General features: G+C 39.8%; 13 protein-coding genes. 5 read left to right on the forward strand and 8 right to left on the reverse strand.

Translation table 11 applies throughout. From position 1 onward, the window contains the following. Positions 1-24: 24 nt before the first annotated feature. Entirely contained in the window at positions 25-1,068 is a 1,044-nt protein-coding gene (fbp, locus tag FKG96_RS13535) for a class 1 fructose-bisphosphatase (RefSeq protein WP_013666406.1), read from the forward strand. Here fbp and FKG96_RS13540 read toward each other — a convergent pair. Next, positions 1,052-1,387 (reverse strand): MerR family transcriptional regulator, encoded by a 336-nt coding sequence (locus FKG96_RS13540; protein WP_013666407.1) that lies wholly within the window; start codon positions 1,385-1,387, stop codon positions 1,052-1,054. The genes fbp and FKG96_RS13540 overlap by 17 nt on opposite strands. A gap of 249 nt (positions 1,388-1,636) precedes the next feature. Between FKG96_RS13540 and FKG96_RS13545 the strand changes: the two genes are divergently transcribed. The 3 genes from FKG96_RS13545 to FKG96_RS13555 all read left to right on the forward strand — a co-directional run bounded on the left by FKG96_RS13545 (position 1,637) and on the right by FKG96_RS13555 (position 6,557). Continuing rightward, a complete protein-coding gene (locus FKG96_RS13545; RefSeq protein ID WP_013666408.1) occupies positions 1,637-3,808 on the forward strand; it encodes a cation:proton antiporter in 2,172 nt (723 codons plus the stop codon). A 7-nt stretch (positions 3,809-3,815) separates the two neighbouring features. Next, positions 3,816-5,084: an NADP-dependent isocitrate dehydrogenase gene (gene icd, locus FKG96_RS13550; RefSeq protein WP_130857426.1), complete on the forward strand. Its 1,269-nt coding sequence runs from the start codon at positions 3,816-3,818 to the stop codon at positions 5,082-5,084. 105 nt (positions 5,085-5,189) lie between these two features. Beyond that, positions 5,190-6,557 carry a sigma-54 dependent transcriptional regulator gene (locus tag FKG96_RS13555; protein ID WP_013666410.1) on the forward strand — a complete coding sequence of 456 codons (1,368 nt, stop codon included), beginning with the start codon at positions 5,190-5,192 and terminating at the stop codon, positions 6,555-6,557. 23 nt (positions 6,558-6,580) lie between these two features. Here FKG96_RS13555 and FKG96_RS13560 read toward each other — a convergent pair whose 3' ends face one another. The 4 genes from FKG96_RS13560 to pyrE form a co-directional block, all read right to left on the reverse strand. Continuing rightward, complete coding sequence (locus FKG96_RS13560; protein ID WP_130857427.1) at positions 6,581-9,133, reverse strand: ATP-binding protein; 2,553 nt, start codon at positions 9,131-9,133, stop codon at positions 6,581-6,583. A 231-nt stretch (positions 9,134-9,364) separates the two neighbouring features. Further along, entirely contained in the window at positions 9,365-11,962 is a 2,598-nt protein-coding gene (gene clpB / locus FKG96_RS13565) for an ATP-dependent chaperone ClpB (RefSeq protein ID WP_130857428.1), read from the reverse strand. A 229-nt stretch (positions 11,963-12,191) separates the two neighbouring features. Beyond that, positions 12,192-12,593: an SRPBCC family protein gene (locus tag FKG96_RS13570; protein ID WP_130857429.1), complete on the reverse strand. Its 402-nt coding sequence runs from the start codon at positions 12,591-12,593 to the stop codon at positions 12,192-12,194. A 22-nt stretch (positions 12,594-12,615) separates the two neighbouring features. After that, positions 12,616-13,266, reverse strand: coding sequence for an orotate phosphoribosyltransferase (gene pyrE / locus FKG96_RS13575; protein ID WP_130857430.1), 651 nt, complete (start codon positions 13,264-13,266; stop codon positions 12,616-12,618). A 22-nt stretch (positions 13,267-13,288) separates the two neighbouring features. Between pyrE and FKG96_RS13580 the strand changes: the two genes are divergently transcribed. Further along, positions 13,289-13,879 (forward strand): NUDIX hydrolase, encoded by a 591-nt coding sequence (locus FKG96_RS13580; protein WP_207303790.1) that lies wholly within the window; start codon positions 13,289-13,291, stop codon positions 13,877-13,879. Here FKG96_RS13580 and coaD read toward each other — a convergent pair. From coaD to FKG96_RS13595, 3 genes are all read right to left on the reverse strand, one after another. Continuing rightward, positions 13,870-14,337, reverse strand: coding sequence for a pantetheine-phosphate adenylyltransferase (gene coaD, locus FKG96_RS13585; protein ID WP_013666416.1), 468 nt, complete (start codon positions 14,335-14,337; stop codon positions 13,870-13,872). The two genes, FKG96_RS13580 and coaD, sit on opposite strands and share 10 nt — an antisense overlap. 68 nt (positions 14,338-14,405) lie before the next feature. Then, positions 14,406-14,942, reverse strand: coding sequence for an RsmD family RNA methyltransferase (locus tag FKG96_RS13590; RefSeq protein ID WP_130857432.1), 537 nt, complete (start codon positions 14,940-14,942; stop codon positions 14,406-14,408). After that, the gene (locus tag FKG96_RS13595) at positions 14,933-15,748 is read right to left on the reverse strand and encodes a DUF3822 family protein (protein WP_130857433.1); all 816 of its coding nucleotides are present in this window, start codon (positions 15,746-15,748) and stop codon (positions 14,933-14,935) included. The genes FKG96_RS13590 and FKG96_RS13595 overlap by 10 nt, the downstream gene beginning before the upstream one ends. Between the last annotated feature and the right edge of the window lie 32 nt (positions 15,749-15,780).

Raw genomic sequence — 15,780 nt, forward strand, 5'->3', positions numbered from 1 at the left:
ATTGTAAATTTTAAAGACTAAATTATGACAGCCGTAAAGACCCTGGGTCAATTTATTATTGAAAAGCAAGCTGACTTTCCGTATGCAAAAGGTGAATTAAGCAGATTATTAAGAGATATTGGTATAGCCGCAAAAATAGTAAACAGAGAGGTCAATAAGGCTGGATTGGTTGATATACTTGGAGACGCAGGGACAACGAATGTGCAAGGAGAGGGGCAGAAGAAATTGGACGTATATGCCAATGAGCAATTCATCGCGGCTTTAAGGAGCGGAGGAGAGTGCTGCGTAGTTGCTTCTGAAGAAAACGATGAGTGCATCTATATTGAATCCGAAATATCAAAAAATGCCAAATATATAGTAGCCATAGATCCCTTGGATGGATCTTCAAATATCGATGTAAATGTAGCGATAGGGACGATCTTTTCTATTTATCGCCGGCAAAGTTTGGACGGCAAGCCGCTAATAAGTGATGTGCTGCAAAAAGGAAGTGAGCAGGTTGCGGCCGGTTATGTGATTTATGGTTCATCAACCATGCTAGTGTATACCACAGGTAAAGGTGTGAATGGCTTTACATTAGATCCGTCAATCGGAGAATTCTGTTTGTCTCATCCTAATATGAGAATTCCAAAGGAGGGTAAAATCTATTCAATAAACGAAGGCAATTACGTTCACTTTCCGCAAGGAGTAAAAGATTACATCAAATATTGTCAGGAGGAAGATATAAATTCGGGACGTCCTTATACATCCCGATATATTGGATCGATGGTAGCTGATATTCACCGAAATCTCATTAAAGGGGGAATCTTTCTCTACCCGGTATCATCAGCTTATCCGAAAGGGAAATTAAGGCTTGTTTATGAATGTAATCCGATGGCCTTTATATTAGAGCAGGCTGGGGGAATTGCCATCGATGGTTCCAACCGCATTTTAGATATCGTTCCCGATCATCTTCATCAACGTTCGGCTATTTTTCTCGGTTCAGAAAACATGGTTAACAAGCTTATGGAGTTTTTAAGCGGCAGTAATTTGATGACCTATAAGGCTGATAGTGCTATAAGCGCTCCTTAACCTCAATTAAAAATTGCTTTAACTTTTCAAGAGAATCAATCACCCGTTGGTTCTCTTTCGCTTGGTTTTTATTCGCCTTTAAATAATCACGCGCTCCTTGTAAGGTATATCCTTTGTTCTTTACCAAATTAAATATGATCTTGAGATTTTCGATATCTTCCGGTGTAAAGAGTCTATTACCTTTTTTGTTTTTCTTTGGCTGGATAATATCAAACTCGCGCTCGTAAAATCTTATTTGCGATGCGTTCACCTCAAACATCTCCGTAACCTCTCCCATGGTATAATAGAGCTTGTTGATTTCTCGTTCTTTATAAGGCATATTTTATGGATATTTGCAGGTGAATTTACAAAAAAGTTTCTTGTTGATCCACTGCTTAATTCGATCTCAAAAAAAAAGAAAATACCCAAATAATCAAAATAGATTTTTTTATTAAAAAGGGTTCACTAAATATTCTTTATGTGTATTTCAAGTCAAGATTCCTGCGGGGGCCTTTATCTTCGGAAGAAAAAAACTATATTTAAGGCATACTGTTTAAAAAGTGCAAATGATTGTCGTTAGTGTTAGTTTATGAACAAGAGTTTTATAGAACATATTTCCCACGCCTTTGAAACACCTTTAACGAATTCCGTACTGATCTTTTCCCTGATTTTGCTGATCATACTTTTGGCTCCTATCTTATTGCGGAAAATTAAAATTCCAGGTATTATAGGATTGATTCTTTCCGGGGTTATTATTGGACCTCACGGATTGAATATATTAGCGCAAACAGATGCGGTCAAGCTATTTTCAACAATAGGTTTGCTTTATATTATGTTTATTGCGGGGCTCGAGTTGGATATGAATGAGTTTCGTAAAACCAGGCATAAAAGTATTGTTTTTGGTGTTTATACTTTTTTTATTCCCATTGCCATCGGATATCCGGTTTGTTACTATATCCTGGGATTTGATGTAGGTGCCAGTATATTGGTTTCCAGTATGTTTGCTACGCACACGCTGGTGGCTTATCCGGTGGTAAATAGCTATGGAATTGCTAAAAATCAAGCAGTTGCTATAACCATCGGCGGAACCATTTTAACGGACACGGCTGTTCTAATCATTTTGGCGGTTATCGTTGGTTCATCACAAGGACAGCTTGATCAGCAATTTTGGATGAGGCTGACTTTTTCTTTTGCCGTGTTTTTGGCCATTATGTTTGGAATCGTACCGAGGATTGCCAAATGGTTTTTCCAGAAAGTAGAGAGTGAAAAAACATCTCATTATATATTTGTTCTGTTCATTGTTTTTTTTGCCGCCTTTATTGCTGAGGTATCCGGACTCGAACCGATTATTGGTGCTTTTGTTGCGGGGTTGGCCTTGAACAAGTTCATTCCGCACTCGTCGGCACTTATGAACAGGATTGAGTTTATTGGCAATGCGATTTTCATACCGTTCTTCCTGATTAGCGTTGGTATGATTGTCGACATCAAAGTTCTTTTCAAAGGTCCGGAAGCACTTATCGTGGCGGGCACGCTGACTGTGGTGGCAGTTTGTGGCAAATGGATAGCTGCTTGGTTCACTCAGCTCACTTTTAAATATAGTGGCGCGCAGCGTCAGGTGATCTTTGGATTGAGTAGCGCACATGCCGCTGCCACACTTGCTATCATTATGGTGGGCTATGCCAATAATATAATTGACGAAAATGTATTAAACGGAACCATCGTACTGATACTCATCACCTGTATAGTTGCTTCTATTGCCACGGAATCGGCCTCAAAGAAAGTGGTCCTGGCGGGGGAGCAAGATGTAGTTGAAGAGGATAAGGATATGCTTCGGGATGAACATATTTTAGTGCCAATAGCCAACCTGAATAATATGGAAATCCTTTTGGATTTCGCTACAATGATTAAAAACAAAAAATCACCTCATCCGGTTACTATATTATCTGTTGTGCCTAATAACGAACTAGCTGAGGCTAATTTAAAGAAAGCAAGGAAAAATCTGGATTCTACAGCTAAATATGCTTCGGGTAGTGAGATAGAAGTGAATATGATGGCTACGATCGACTATAATATTGCCGGCGGGATTAGCAGGGCATCGCGAGAGATTATAGCGGATAGTATTTTACTTGGATGGCCCAGCCAGGTTGGCATTATTGAAAAGATGGTTGGAGAAAAAACGGAAAGTATTCTTAACCGTACAGATATCAATATCTTTATGTGTCATTTCGGTAAGCCTTTTGTAAGTAATGATAAAATCACATTGGTTTGCCCGCCAATGGCGGAAGACGAAAAAGGGTTCTCCTATTGGCTGACAAAAGTTGGTCAATTGGCGATTGAGCTTACGTTACCGGTTGTTTGCATTGCGAATGCCCGATCAGAGTCGGCGGTTACGTCCTTTCTCAAGAAAAGCAAAATCAATTGCAATATCCGGTTTGTTAACCATACTGATTGGGACGACCTGGCATCTCTTAGAGGCTATATAAGCGATACCGACCTACTGGTGTTCGTTTCGGCGAGAGCGGGTGAAGTCTCTTATAATCGAGAATTCGACGGTATACCGAAAAAACTCGCTCGGAAATATGAAAATAATAATAGAATACTAATTTATCCGAGTAGGCGACCAACTAGCGTGTTTGATAATTATGATGAGGTGAGTGCCATGTCGACAAACCGGGGCTATACTCGTCTACAGAGGATGGGCAAAGGTTTAGGAAGCATATTGAATATAAGAAACAGAAACTTACCGGGATCAACTAAATGAAAAAGTTATGGGACAGAAAATAACCATAAATGAAAAAGGACATTTAACCGTTCCTGATAATCCAATCATACCCTTTATCATCGGTGATGGAATAGGGCCTGATATCTGGAATGCAGCCGTTCGTGTTTTTGATGAAGGTGTACGAAAGGCTTATGCAGCGAAGCGGCAGATCGAATGGAAAGAGATTTTGGCAGGGCAAAAAGCCTATGACCAAACTGGCAGCTGGCTTCCTGAGGAAACAATTGAGGCCATGAGGGAGTACGTTGTTTCGATAAAAGGACCACTAACTACACCCGTTGGAGGTGGTATCCGATCGTTAAATGTGGCTATTCGGCAGTTGCTCGATCTATTTGTTTGCCAGCGCCCGTTATCCTGGATTGAGGGAGTCCCCTCACCGGTTAAACACCCGGAAAATGTAGATATGGTCATATTTCGTGAAAATACAGAGGATATTTATGCCGGCATTGAATTCGAAGCTGACAGTAAGGAAGCCCAAGTTTTAAAAGAGTACCTAACAAATCAGTTTGGTGTGGACTATCCCTTCAAAGAAGAGACGGCTCTTGGCATAAAACCGGTATCGAAGGAAGGGTCCGTTCGTTTAATACGGGCAGCTATAGAATATGCAATAAAGGAGAAACTTCCATCCGTGAGTTTAGTTCATAAGGGGAATATTATGAAGTTTACAGAAGGTGCCTTTAAGAACTGGGGTTATGAATTAGCGGAAAATGAATACGCCGAAGACGTGTTTACCTGGACTCAATGGGAAAGATTAAAGGCTACCGACGGTGAACAAGCTGCAAACAATGCGTTACAAAAAGCACAACAGCAAGGGAAAGTTATTATAAAAGACGTAATTGCTGATAATTTTCTGCAACAGATTTTGCTAAACCCAAGAGACTATGCAGTGATTGCTACATTAAATCTCAACGGTGATTACATTTCAGATGCATTGGCGGCCATTGTTGGCGGAATCGGCATAGCTCCGGGAGCGAACATTAATTACCTTAAAGGGCATGCGGTGTTTGAAGCAACGCATGGAACAGCCCCTCGTTTTGCAAATACAGATAGTATGAACCCTTCATCAGTTATCTTGAGCGGCGTGATGATGTTTGATTATATGGGATGGCACGAGGTATCATCAATCATTAAAAAAGGACTGGCTAAAACCATTCGTTCAAAACAAGTTACCATAGACTTTTATAATCAGATGGAAGGGGCTACCTTACTTAAAACGAGTCAATTTGCAGATGCGATTATTCGATATATGGGTAACTAATTCATAATAATTAAGTGCTAATCGGCGAAAAAATAGTAGTTTTGTAGATTAACGTAATATACTAAAAAACGAATTGTTTCCGTTGGAGGATAAAGACAAATAAATATGGCCAAAATCCTGCTTGTAGAAGATGATACTACCTTTTCGACTATTCTCGAAGGCTTTTTGAAAAAAAATGGTCATCAAGTTGAAATGAGGTACAATGTCAAAAGTAGTGTCAAATCATTGGACGAATCTATTGACCTTATGTTGCTGGATTATCGTCTGGGGGATGGAACGGGTTTGGATGTATTGGAAGAAGTTCGGAACAGGGGCCTAAATATCCCTGTTATTATCATGACCAGTTTCAATGACGTACGCACTGCAGTAAGGGCCATGCGTTTGGGGGTGTTTGATTATATTACGAAACCGGTAAACCCCGATGAATTATTAATGGTTTTAAAAGATGCATTAAACCATAATAGTGAAGAACAAATCCCTTCGACCACCAAAAAATTACCGGAAGAAGAGTCGTCAGACTTTGTAAAAGGCGTTAGTACCCAATCTAAAAAGCTTCAAGAATACATCAATTTAGTTGCACCGACCGACATGTCTGTGTTGGTAAGGGGGGAAAGCGGTACGGGAAAGGAGTACGTGGCAAGGTCCATTCATTTAAAAAGCAACCGAGCCAATAAACCTTTTGTATCCATTGATTGTGGAACCCTTTCCAAAGAGCTGGCAGCCAGCGAACTGTTTGGACATATTAAGGGGTCGTTTACAGGAGCACTTACGGATAAAAAAGGACAATTTGAGGAGGCTGATGGCGGTACGCTGTTTTTAGATGAAATAGGGAATTTGTCGTATGATGTGCAGGTGAAATTATTAAGAGCTTTACAAGAAAGAGTAATACAGCCTATTGGTGCTAATAAGCAAATTAAAGTTGATGTTCGTGTCATAGCCGCAACGAACGATGATTTATTGGGTAGTTCAGCATCGGGAAATTTTAGAGAAGATCTATATCATCGGATCAATGAATTCGAAATTATTGTACCGGCTCTAAGAGACCGGGGAAGTGACATGGATACGTTTATTGAGTTTTTTGTAGCTAAAGCTAATAAAGAATTGAATCGACAGGTTGTTCACCTTTCTAAAGAGGTAAAAGATATTTTCAAAGCTTATGATTGGCCCGGCAACCTACGGGAACTTAAAAATGTAATAAAGAGGATGGTGCTATTGACACCGGGTGATACAGCGGAATCGAGCGCGTTACCGGATGAGATGGTATTGTCGATCAATCAGCATAAACATCATGAAAGCCATCCGAATTCCGAGCATGTGGCTGCTGATCTTAAATCCCAAAGTGAGGCACATGAGCGACAGCTTATAATGGATGTCTTACAGCAGGTGAAATATAATAAAAGTAAGGCGGCACAGGTCTTAAATATAGATCGAAAAACCCTCTATAATAAATTAGATAAGTACGGTATTTCCTAATTCGCGTAATTTATTTCTCAAGGTTATAGAACCGTTCCATTGATGAAGGATCGGCTATGCAACTCTTCTTTCAGATAATCCAATAGGCGGTATAATTGATCTATAATCCCTTGAATTTCCAGAATGTCGAATTCATTATTTCTGATGTCAATCTCAAGCTTTCGAAGTTTAATAGCTATCTTCTGTCCGCCGATCTGGGATGTTCTTCCCGCTAGTTTATGACAAATCAACGCGAGTTGTTCTCTCTCGTTAGCCTGCAAAGCATTGCGTAGATTAATAAGATCTTTTCCCGTATCTTTAATGAAAATGTTTAGTATTTTGGTAACCTGATTACTGTCATTGTAGGTCAATTTCTTCAGATTAGAAAAATCAAAATCTCTCAAATCGTTCCGGTTTTTTATTTTAAGGGGCTCTTCGTTTGTTTTACGTAAACCAAGCAGATGCAAAAGATCAGTTTCCTTAAATGGCTTCAGCAATAAACCATCAAAACCCTGAGAAATTATTTTTTCACGCTCTTCCGGTAATGCCTGAGCTGTGAAGGCATATATTTTCACATCCTCTTCGATTCTTGGCCGTAACTCATGATTTAATTCTACGCCCGTTTTTCCCGGCATACGCATGTCCATTAAGACAATGCTAACACTTGAGTCCCATGGTGTATTCAATAAATCATTCGGATCGGAGAAGGTACGATGGTTGATTTTATATTTATTGAAAATATTGTGACAGAGCTCGAGGATAAAACTATCATCGTCTATTACCCAAATAGTTCCTGTGAAATCTTTTATAGGGATCAGGTTGTTTTCCTCTCTACTTGTTTCGATTAACGTAGACGTTTTTAAAGGGATAAATACGTCAAATGTGGATCCCTTACCCAGCTGACTTTTTATCCTAATATTTCCTCCCATGGCTTCGCATAGCGTCTTTACAATGCTCAGCCCCAAGCCACTGCCAAAATGGGTGCCGGAATTTGAGTTTTCCGCTTGTTCAAACTCGTTGAAAATTCGATGAATATCACTTTCAGGAATACCTTTTCCGGTGTCTTCAACCGTTATTCTTAATTCGGTTAGCTCATTTTTTATGGCGGTACTAACCATCAAGGTAACCGATCCCTGATCGGTAAATTTAATGGCGTTACTAAGCAAGTTATAAAGGATTTGTTTGATCCGAAAAGGATCGCCAAATAGATAACCCGTCCCTTCAATCTCTTTGCTCAAATTTAAGGACAGTGATTTTTCTTCGGCCTGTAGTTGCATAGCTGCAACTACCTCTTCAATTAATTGTGACAAGTAAAAATCCTGGTTATTAAAATGAAATTTACCGGAATTGATACGATTGTAATCCAATACTTCATTTACTATCTGCAATAGGTGTTCTGAAGACTGATATATTACGTTCACCTTACGGCTATCCTCGGGGTGTTCGTCCCGTAATTGTTCGGCATAACCAATGATCGATTGTAGAGGTGTACGAAGCTCATGACTCATGTTGGAAAGGAACCGCTGCTTGGCTGCACTATGGTATTCGGCTTCTTCTTTGGCAATTTCGAGCTCTCGCCTATAGCGATTACTTTTTCTAATATCCGACAAGATCAGTAAGACGAGAATAATTGTAACGCCTAAAAAGCTTAATACCACCAAATTAATCCGACTCAAACTATGGTTCATCACCGTTCTGGCTCCCATATTCTCGTTTTCCATCTGCAGCATTCCCTCTTTTTCCACTGCATTCAGTATACTAAGCATCTTGCTGATCAATAGATTCCCTGCATAAGTCAGCTCCACTTCTCTGTCTATAAATGAATCGCTTTGTGCGCGTTGGGTTTCTTCAATGGTTCTCAAGACGCTATCAATTAATTTAATGGCACTGTCTTGTTTTGAAGTTGCAATTGTATCTATCAGTTCCTCAATACCTTCTTTAACGATCCGTCTCGATTGCGTAATCGTATTCGGGCGGGGCGGGTTTTTTCGTTTCGATCCGAATATCTTTCCGAAGAAAGAGCGGTCATCTTGCATCGAATCAGCCTTCACTATCTCCCCCGGTTCGATGGTGGTTGTTTCCGTAATTTTCCTTCTCGTTACAACAGTACTATCGCTATTCGGGGTGTTTTGAACAATCTCTCCAATGCTTTGTAATTGTTTAGAAAACTCATGACTGTCAACCATTTTTTCACGAACTTGAACATAAGCCTTAAAAAGCTTGTCACGTTCTTTCAACAGCGTTTTAATGGAATCGATCCTTTTGGTTTGATTGCTGTCTTGCGAATATAGATTCTTTAACGAATCGAGGGAGGCAGAAACTAATTTTGATTCTTTTTGTAGCTGTTCATATGAATTATCTCCATCAGTCAATACTTGAGACCGTTGCAACTGATCGAGCTGCATAATGTCTCGCGATACTTTACTAACCAAGCGCATCTTTTCGTTTGGCTTCGCAATATTATCTACAGCCGATAGCACTTGATTAAAAGCATCCTTGCTGATGGTCCATGCCAGAGCAAGGGCAATACAACAACAGATAAAGACAAAAAGAACCTTTCGTCTGACTCCTTTATTTGATAGCTTTTGATCAACCATTAATGTAAAGTTACGAATTTTGTAATTAGTTAAGTAGGATAATGGTAAGTAGGGTAGTGGTTGGAAAGAGATAGTGACAAGAGTCGTTGCAGCGAAGTCATTTTGGTAGTACTCCGATGCTTTTGGAAGAAACAGGTAAGTCGTATACTATATATAAATAAAAAAGAAGAGTGTCTCGCAATATTTGTCTTTGACAAAGAGGAGACACTCTCTTTTCCTGAAAAATGAATATTAGCTATTCTCCTGTAAGAAAACGAATTTGTGATCAAACATATCTAATTTGATTTTACTGTCTTTGTCAATTTTTCCGGCAAGGATTTCTTTTGACAGCTCATTCAAAATTCGTTTTTGTATGACGCGCTTCAACGGTCGTGCGCCAAATTGAGGGTCATAACCCAATTGAGCTAACCAATCGAGCGCTTCATCCGAGGCTTCCAGCTGTATGCCCATTTCAGCCAATTGTCTTTGTACCCCATTAAATTGAAGACGAACGATCTCACCGATTTCATCACGATTTAGTGGAGTAAACATGATAACTTCATCGATCCGATTCAAAAATTCCGGTCTAATCGATTTCTTCAATAGCTCGAATACTTCATTTTTTGTCTTGGCTATAATCTCATCTCGGTTTATTTCATTCAATTCACTGAAATTTTCCTGGATCAGGTGAGAACCAATATTTGAGGTCATAATGATAATGGTGTTTTTAAAATTCACCACACGTCCTTTGTTGTCGGTTAAATGTCCATCATCTAAAACTTGTAAAAGAATATTGAATACGTCAGGATGCGCCTTTTCGATTTCGTCCAATAACACAACCGAATAAGGGCGGCGGCGGATAGCTTCGGTTAGCTGGCCACCTTCATCATAACCAACATAACCGGGAGGCGCACCGATTAATCGTGAAACGGCGTGCCGCTCTTGGTATTCGCTCATATCAATCCGGACCATTGAATGTTCATCGTTGAACAAAAATTCGGCGAGCGCTTTTGCCAATTCTGTTTTACCAACCCCTGTTGTTCCCAAAAATATAAAAGATCCGATCGGTCTTCTTTTATCGCTTAAACCTGCACGCGACCTTCTAATGGCATCCGAGATGGCTTCTATGGCTTCACTTTGTCCTGCAACTCGTTTATGAAGTTCTTCTTCCAAATGAAGCAACTTTTCCCTTTCGCTCTGCACCATTTTGCTTACAGGAATCCCCGTCCAACGGGAAACCACATCAGCTATATCTTCGGCGGTAACTTCCTCCTTAAGCATACGACCAGTGCCTTGTTTTTCTTCAAGTTCTTTTTTTAACTTTTCAAGCTCATCTTGTGCCTGCTTTATTCTACCGTATCTAATTTCAGCAACTTTTCCGTAGTCGCCCGCCCTTTCAGCCTGCTCGGCTTCCAGCTTAAAATCTTCAATTTGCTGTACGTGATGGTTCAAATTATCGACAAGTGATTTTTCACTTTGCCAAGCGGCGCGCAAGGAGTCTCTATCCGAGGCTAGGTTTGCTATTTCGCGACTTAACTCTTCTACTTTATGGGTGTCGTTTTCCCGCTTGATTGCTTCGCGCTCAATCTCAAGTTGCATGATTTTGCGTTCGATTTCATCAACTGCTTCCGGAACGGAATCCATTTCTAATCGAAGTTTAGATGCAGCCTCATCCATCAAGTCAATGGCCTTGTCCGGTAGGAAACGATCCGCAATATAGCGTTGTGAAAGTTCAACGGCAGCGATAATCGCTTCGTCTTTTATTCGCACCTTATGGTGCGTCTCATACCGCTCCTTAATACCTCTTAGAATAGAGATCGCATCTTGTGTGTCGGGCTCGTCTACCATGACTTTCTGGAATCGGCGTTCCAAAGCCTTGTCTTTTTCAAAATATTTCTGGAATTCATTGAGTGTAGTGGCCCCTATGGCACGTAGCTCTCCTCTCGCCAGAGCCGGTTTTAAAATATTGGCGGCATCCATGGCCCCTTCACCACCTCCTGCACCTACGAGTGTGTGGATCTCGTCGATAAAGAGAATGATCTCTCCATCGCTATCAGTTACTTCCTTTACAACGGCTTTTAACCGTTCTTCAAACTCACCCTTATACTTGGCACCGGCGATTAGGGCCCCCATATCTAGAGAAAAGACCGTTTTACTTTTCAAGTTCTCCGGCACATCACCCTTGATAATACGATGGGCAATACCCTCTGCTATTGCTGTTTTACCGACACCCGGCTCCCCAACTAAGATTGGATTATTCTTGGTCCGGCGGGAGAGTATTTGGATAACCCGTCGAATTTCTTCGTCTCGTCCTATCACCGGGTCGAGCTTTCCCGATTCGGCAAATTCATTCAGATTACGTGCATATTTGTTCAAGGCATTATATGTAGCCTCCGCATTCTGATCGGTTACCCGTGTGTTACCTCTTAATTCAATGATGGCTTTCTTTAAGTCTTTTTCCGTGACACCCTGATCTTTTAATGCAGCAGCGGCTTTATCACCCGCGTTTAGGACGCCCAATAATAAGTGCTCTACCGATACAAAGTCATCTTTGAAATCTTTCAGGTATCCCTGTGCTTTTTGTAAAGCTGTATTAGTAGAAGAAGATAAATATATATTGCTTCCGCTTACTTTAGGGAAACCGCTGATTTGTTGATCCAAGGCTTCGTTCAAGCGATTTATATTGACATTGAGTTTTTTTAATAAATGACTTACAACGTTTTCATCAACTAAAAGAAGAGCCTTCAATAAGTGCGCATTTTCAATAGCTTGGTGTTGGTTTCCACCCGCAATCTCCGAGGCTTTTTGAATAGCTTCCTGCGCCTTGATTGTAAAGTTGTTTAAATTCATTTTCGTTTTATTAATAGTCTTATAAGGATTTGCTAGACTATATCAAAACGAATACCATCAAAAGTAGTTTGACGAAAACAGACATTTTGTCGCTACGTGATTTGGTTTCAATGACTAACTGTCTGTTCTTTAAAGTTTTATATGAAAAAATGGCGGAGTAAATCTCTGTCTCTATATAAAAAAACCTGCCTAAAATAGACAGGTTTTTTTACTAAAGGAGTGTCCCAAGCTAGGATTCCAATTCTTCTTTTAATTTCGTTGTCTGGTAATCCGTCAATTTCTTTAAAGGCCCGCTGGCAAGCATCTTCATCATCATGTTTAGATCTGCCTGAATAGTGAAAACAGCCTCGCTGGTGCTAGGGTCAATTGATTTAACCTTCCAACTTAATGTGAGATCAAAGGGGGCCTTTTCCGAAGGTACAATGGATATTTCTTGATTTTCTTTACGCTCACTAACTCTTAAGGCAAGTTTAGACATATTCTGAACAGTAAAACTTGCCTCGTCTTTAGTAGATGACCAATTGTAAACATTTTCGGGCATCAGTTTTTCATGATTATTGCAATCGGCAAGAAAGTTATATACCTTCTCTACGGGTTGATTGATAATGCTTTTGCTTTCTATAACAGTCATCGATATGCTTCTTTACGAAAATCTATACAGTTTTAGGTTCCCAATTTGCCGGATCTCTTCGCCATTCACGTAGCAAATCTTCTTCTTCATGATGGACGAAGCCATTCTCGGAAGCATATTTTATTAAAGCATTGTAGTTTGACAACGTAGTATACCTACATTTAGCCGCTTTGAAATTTTCATCCGCTACATCAAATCCATAACTGAAAATAGCTACTAATCCCACTACATCGCATCCGGCTTCTCTCAATGCCTCTACCGCTTTCAAACTACTTTTTCCTGTAGATATTAAATCTTCAATAACTACTACCCGTTGCCCTTCTATGATTTCTCCTTCAATCATATTTTGTCGTCCGTGCTCTTTTGCACTTGATCGTACATAGGCAAAAGGCAGGCCGAGATCTTGTGCCACCAGTACACCTTGTGGGATACCCGCCGTCGCTACACCGGCTATCATTCCGATAGAACCAAACTCTTCTTGGATAACTTCAGAAAGCTTTTGTCTGATGTACGTTCTTACGGTAGGATGTGATAATGATATGCGATTGTCGCAATAAATTGGGGACTTCCAACCCGATGCCCAAGTAAAAGGTTTGGAAGGTTGTAATTTAATTGCTTTAATTTGCAATAAAAATTCAGCAACTTTTTGTTCAATCTCACTCTTGTGATTCATGATGCAAATTTATAAAATTTATATGAACGAATCGGTCCTTCTCTTGACCGATTTTACGCCTAGCTACTTGGATGCTTTTCAACAAATTGATTTACAGTCTTTTGATTTTGTAAAACTTTTTAAGAAAAGTTTATCACTTGAAAGTGCCACTAAATTTTTACTTTTAGTAGAAGATCCGAAAGCGATGCTTAAAATGATCAAAAGGTCGGTAAGGTTAATCGGTGCAGCCGGCGGCTTGGTGCGGAACGGAGATGGAGATATCCTTTTTATACATCGATTGGGAAAATGGGATTTACCAAAAGGAAAGATAGATCCGGGAGAAAAAAGTAAGCGCGCTGCTCTTCGTGAGGTTGAAGAAGAATGTGGTATACATGTCGACTATTTGGGGCCAAAAATTATATCATCTTACCATGCTTATGAGATGAAAGGCAGTGTAGTGCTTAAAAAGACAAATTGGTATGAAATGGGGGTGAACAAAAAGCCAAAACTGATTCCTCAGACAAGTGAAGATATTACGGATGCGCAATGGGTCCATCCTGATCGTGTAGGCGATGTTTTGTCAAATACCTACGGCATTATTAAGGATGTGCTTGAGAAAAAAGCCTATATATAATTTAGCACTTCCTTTGGTACAAGATGTTTGATAGAGCCTCGGTGCTTAAGTATATCTCTTACAATGGTGGAGCTGATATGCCCAAAGCCGGGGCTTGCAAATAATAAAACAGTTTCAATAGTCGGTTCAAGTTGTCGATTATTCTGCGCTATTGCATTCTCAAAATCAAAATCTGCTGCATTCCGAAGCCCTCTAAGAATATAGGAAGCGCCCACCTCTTTGCAATAATTTACGGTTAAACCGGTGTAGCTTGAAACATGAACTGAAGGTTTACCCTTGAAAATAGCTTCAAGAATTGTTTTTCTCATATCACTACTTAGAAGAGGCGTTTTTGAACTATTTAATCCAATTGCGATATGGATCTCGTCGAACAAAGGAATGGCTCTTAATATGATATCCATGTGTGCATTAGTAATAGGGTCGAAAGACCCGGGAAATACAGCAACTCGCTTCTTCATGGTGGTGTATGTTTATTGCTATCAATTTAAGCTCAAACTTATCGAAAATAATTCGAATATAAAGCGCGCTAGGAAAGTTCAAAAAAGCTAAATGATGAATAACCGTACACGCGTTGCTCCACAAAGCTAACATGCTGATCCACCTTTCTAGTAGTGGGATGCTCTAAAACGAACAATCCTTTTGGATTCAATAGTTTATGCTCGAAGAGCATGTTAGGTAACAAAGGGAGTTGTGGCAAATCATAAGGGGGGTCAGCAAAAATGAAGTCAAAAGATTGTTTGCATCCGGTTATAAACTTCAGCACATCTGCTTTAAGGATCTTCATCTGCTCCAATTGATATTTGCTCTTTTGAGTATCTATATATGTGCAACATTTACCGTGAATGTCTACGGATAAAAGACTTTTGACGCCTCGTGAGGCCAATTCAATTGAAATATTGCCTGTGCCACTAAATAAATCCAATGCGTCCGTTTCGCTCCATACAAGTCGATTTTCCAATATATTGAATAAGGCCTCTTTTGCTAGATCGGTTGTTGGACGAACCGGTAAATTTGTGGGGGGTGAAAGTTTTACCCCCTTAATACGTCCACCAATTATGCGCATAATAATCCGAATAATGATAACTTTTGATACCCCTTTTTCAGTACATTGAAATTGCTACATTCCATTACACCGGACAAATCCAAAAAAGACAATTGATTACTGTATTTTTTCAGGCGTTGATAGGTTGGATCGTCAACTTCTATTTGACCTGAAATTATTATTGATATACTAGAAAGGTTGATGTTGTATTCTTGGGCAATAGCCAATAGAAAGTAGTTAAATTCGTCTGCATCCTGACTTGGCTGCATATGGTGGTATATCAATTTCCCGTCTGAGATGTAAGAGAAGTCTGCATACCCTTCGCCAAAGTTAAGAGAGAGATAGTTTTTGTGATCTGAAGCAATAGCTGCGAGTGCACTTAATATGGCTGTACTATCGGATTGAATCATGAAATCCGGAAAATTCAAAAGTAATTGTCTTTGCTCTTCTTTTGATATGCCGTAGATGCACTGCGCGGCGAATGGCTTTATATAACTGCTTAATAACGAATGATTTTCCTTGTCTAAAAAAAAAGCATTTAAGTAATATACTTCTTGAGATGGATTGTATAATTCGTTAGGTATTAACATCTTGTAATTCGTATCAATTGATAGAACTTTGGATTGATAAGCCAAGTGCAACAATTGGTCGACACGCTCTTCCCTGACATCTTTTTGCCAAGAGAGCAGTAATAATAGGCGATTTTGCTGACTAAAAATGGCCATTTGTGATCGATGGTTGCCTTGTCTTACTAATAACTGGTAATCCTCACTTTTATCTACGGTGAAGTTGTCGTCAATAAATTCTATTTGCAATAATTCACTCATGGCTAGCAAAAGTACCCTTTACAAACGATATT

The organism is Olivibacter sp. LS-1, assembly GCF_008245145.1.
Classification (GTDB): domain Bacteria; phylum Bacteroidota; class Bacteroidia; order Sphingobacteriales; family Sphingobacteriaceae; genus Olivibacter; species Olivibacter oleidegradans.

Coding starts and splice junctions, on each gene's coding strand:
- fbp (WP_013666406.1), top strand. CDS start 25: ATGACAGCCGTAAAGACCCTGGGTCAATTTATTATTGAAAAGCAAGCT.
- FKG96_RS13540 (WP_013666407.1), bottom strand. CDS start 1,387: ATGCCTTATAAAGAACGAGAAATCAACAAGCTCTATTATACCATGGGA.
- FKG96_RS13545 (WP_013666408.1), top strand. CDS start 1,637: ATGAACAAGAGTTTTATAGAACATATTTCCCACGCCTTTGAAACACCT.
- icd (WP_130857426.1), top strand. CDS start 3,816: ATGGGACAGAAAATAACCATAAATGAAAAAGGACATTTAACCGTTCCT.
- FKG96_RS13555 (WP_013666410.1), top strand. CDS start 5,190: ATGGCCAAAATCCTGCTTGTAGAAGATGATACTACCTTTTCGACTATT.
- FKG96_RS13560 (WP_130857427.1), bottom strand. CDS start 9,133: ATGGTTGATCAAAAGCTATCAAATAAAGGAGTCAGACGAAAGGTTCTT.
- clpB (WP_130857428.1), bottom strand. CDS start 11,962: ATGAATTTAAACAACTTTACAATCAAGGCGCAGGAAGCTATTCAAAAA.
- FKG96_RS13570 (WP_130857429.1), bottom strand. CDS start 12,593: ATGACTGTTATAGAAAGCAAAAGCATTATCAATCAACCCGTAGAGAAG.
- pyrE (WP_130857430.1), bottom strand. CDS start 13,266: ATGAATCACAAGAGTGAGATTGAACAAAAAGTTGCTGAATTTTTATTG.
- FKG96_RS13580 (WP_207303790.1), top strand. CDS start 13,289: ATGAACGAATCGGTCCTTCTCTTGACCGATTTTACGCCTAGCTACTTG.
- coaD (WP_013666416.1), bottom strand. CDS start 14,337: ATGAAGAAGCGAGTTGCTGTATTTCCCGGGTCTTTCGACCCTATTACT.
- FKG96_RS13590 (WP_130857432.1), bottom strand. CDS start 14,942: ATGCGCATAATTGGTGGACGTATTAAGGGGGTAAAACTTTCACCCCCC.
- FKG96_RS13595 (WP_130857433.1), bottom strand. CDS start 15,748: ATGAGTGAATTATTGCAAATAGAATTTATTGACGACAACTTCACCGTA.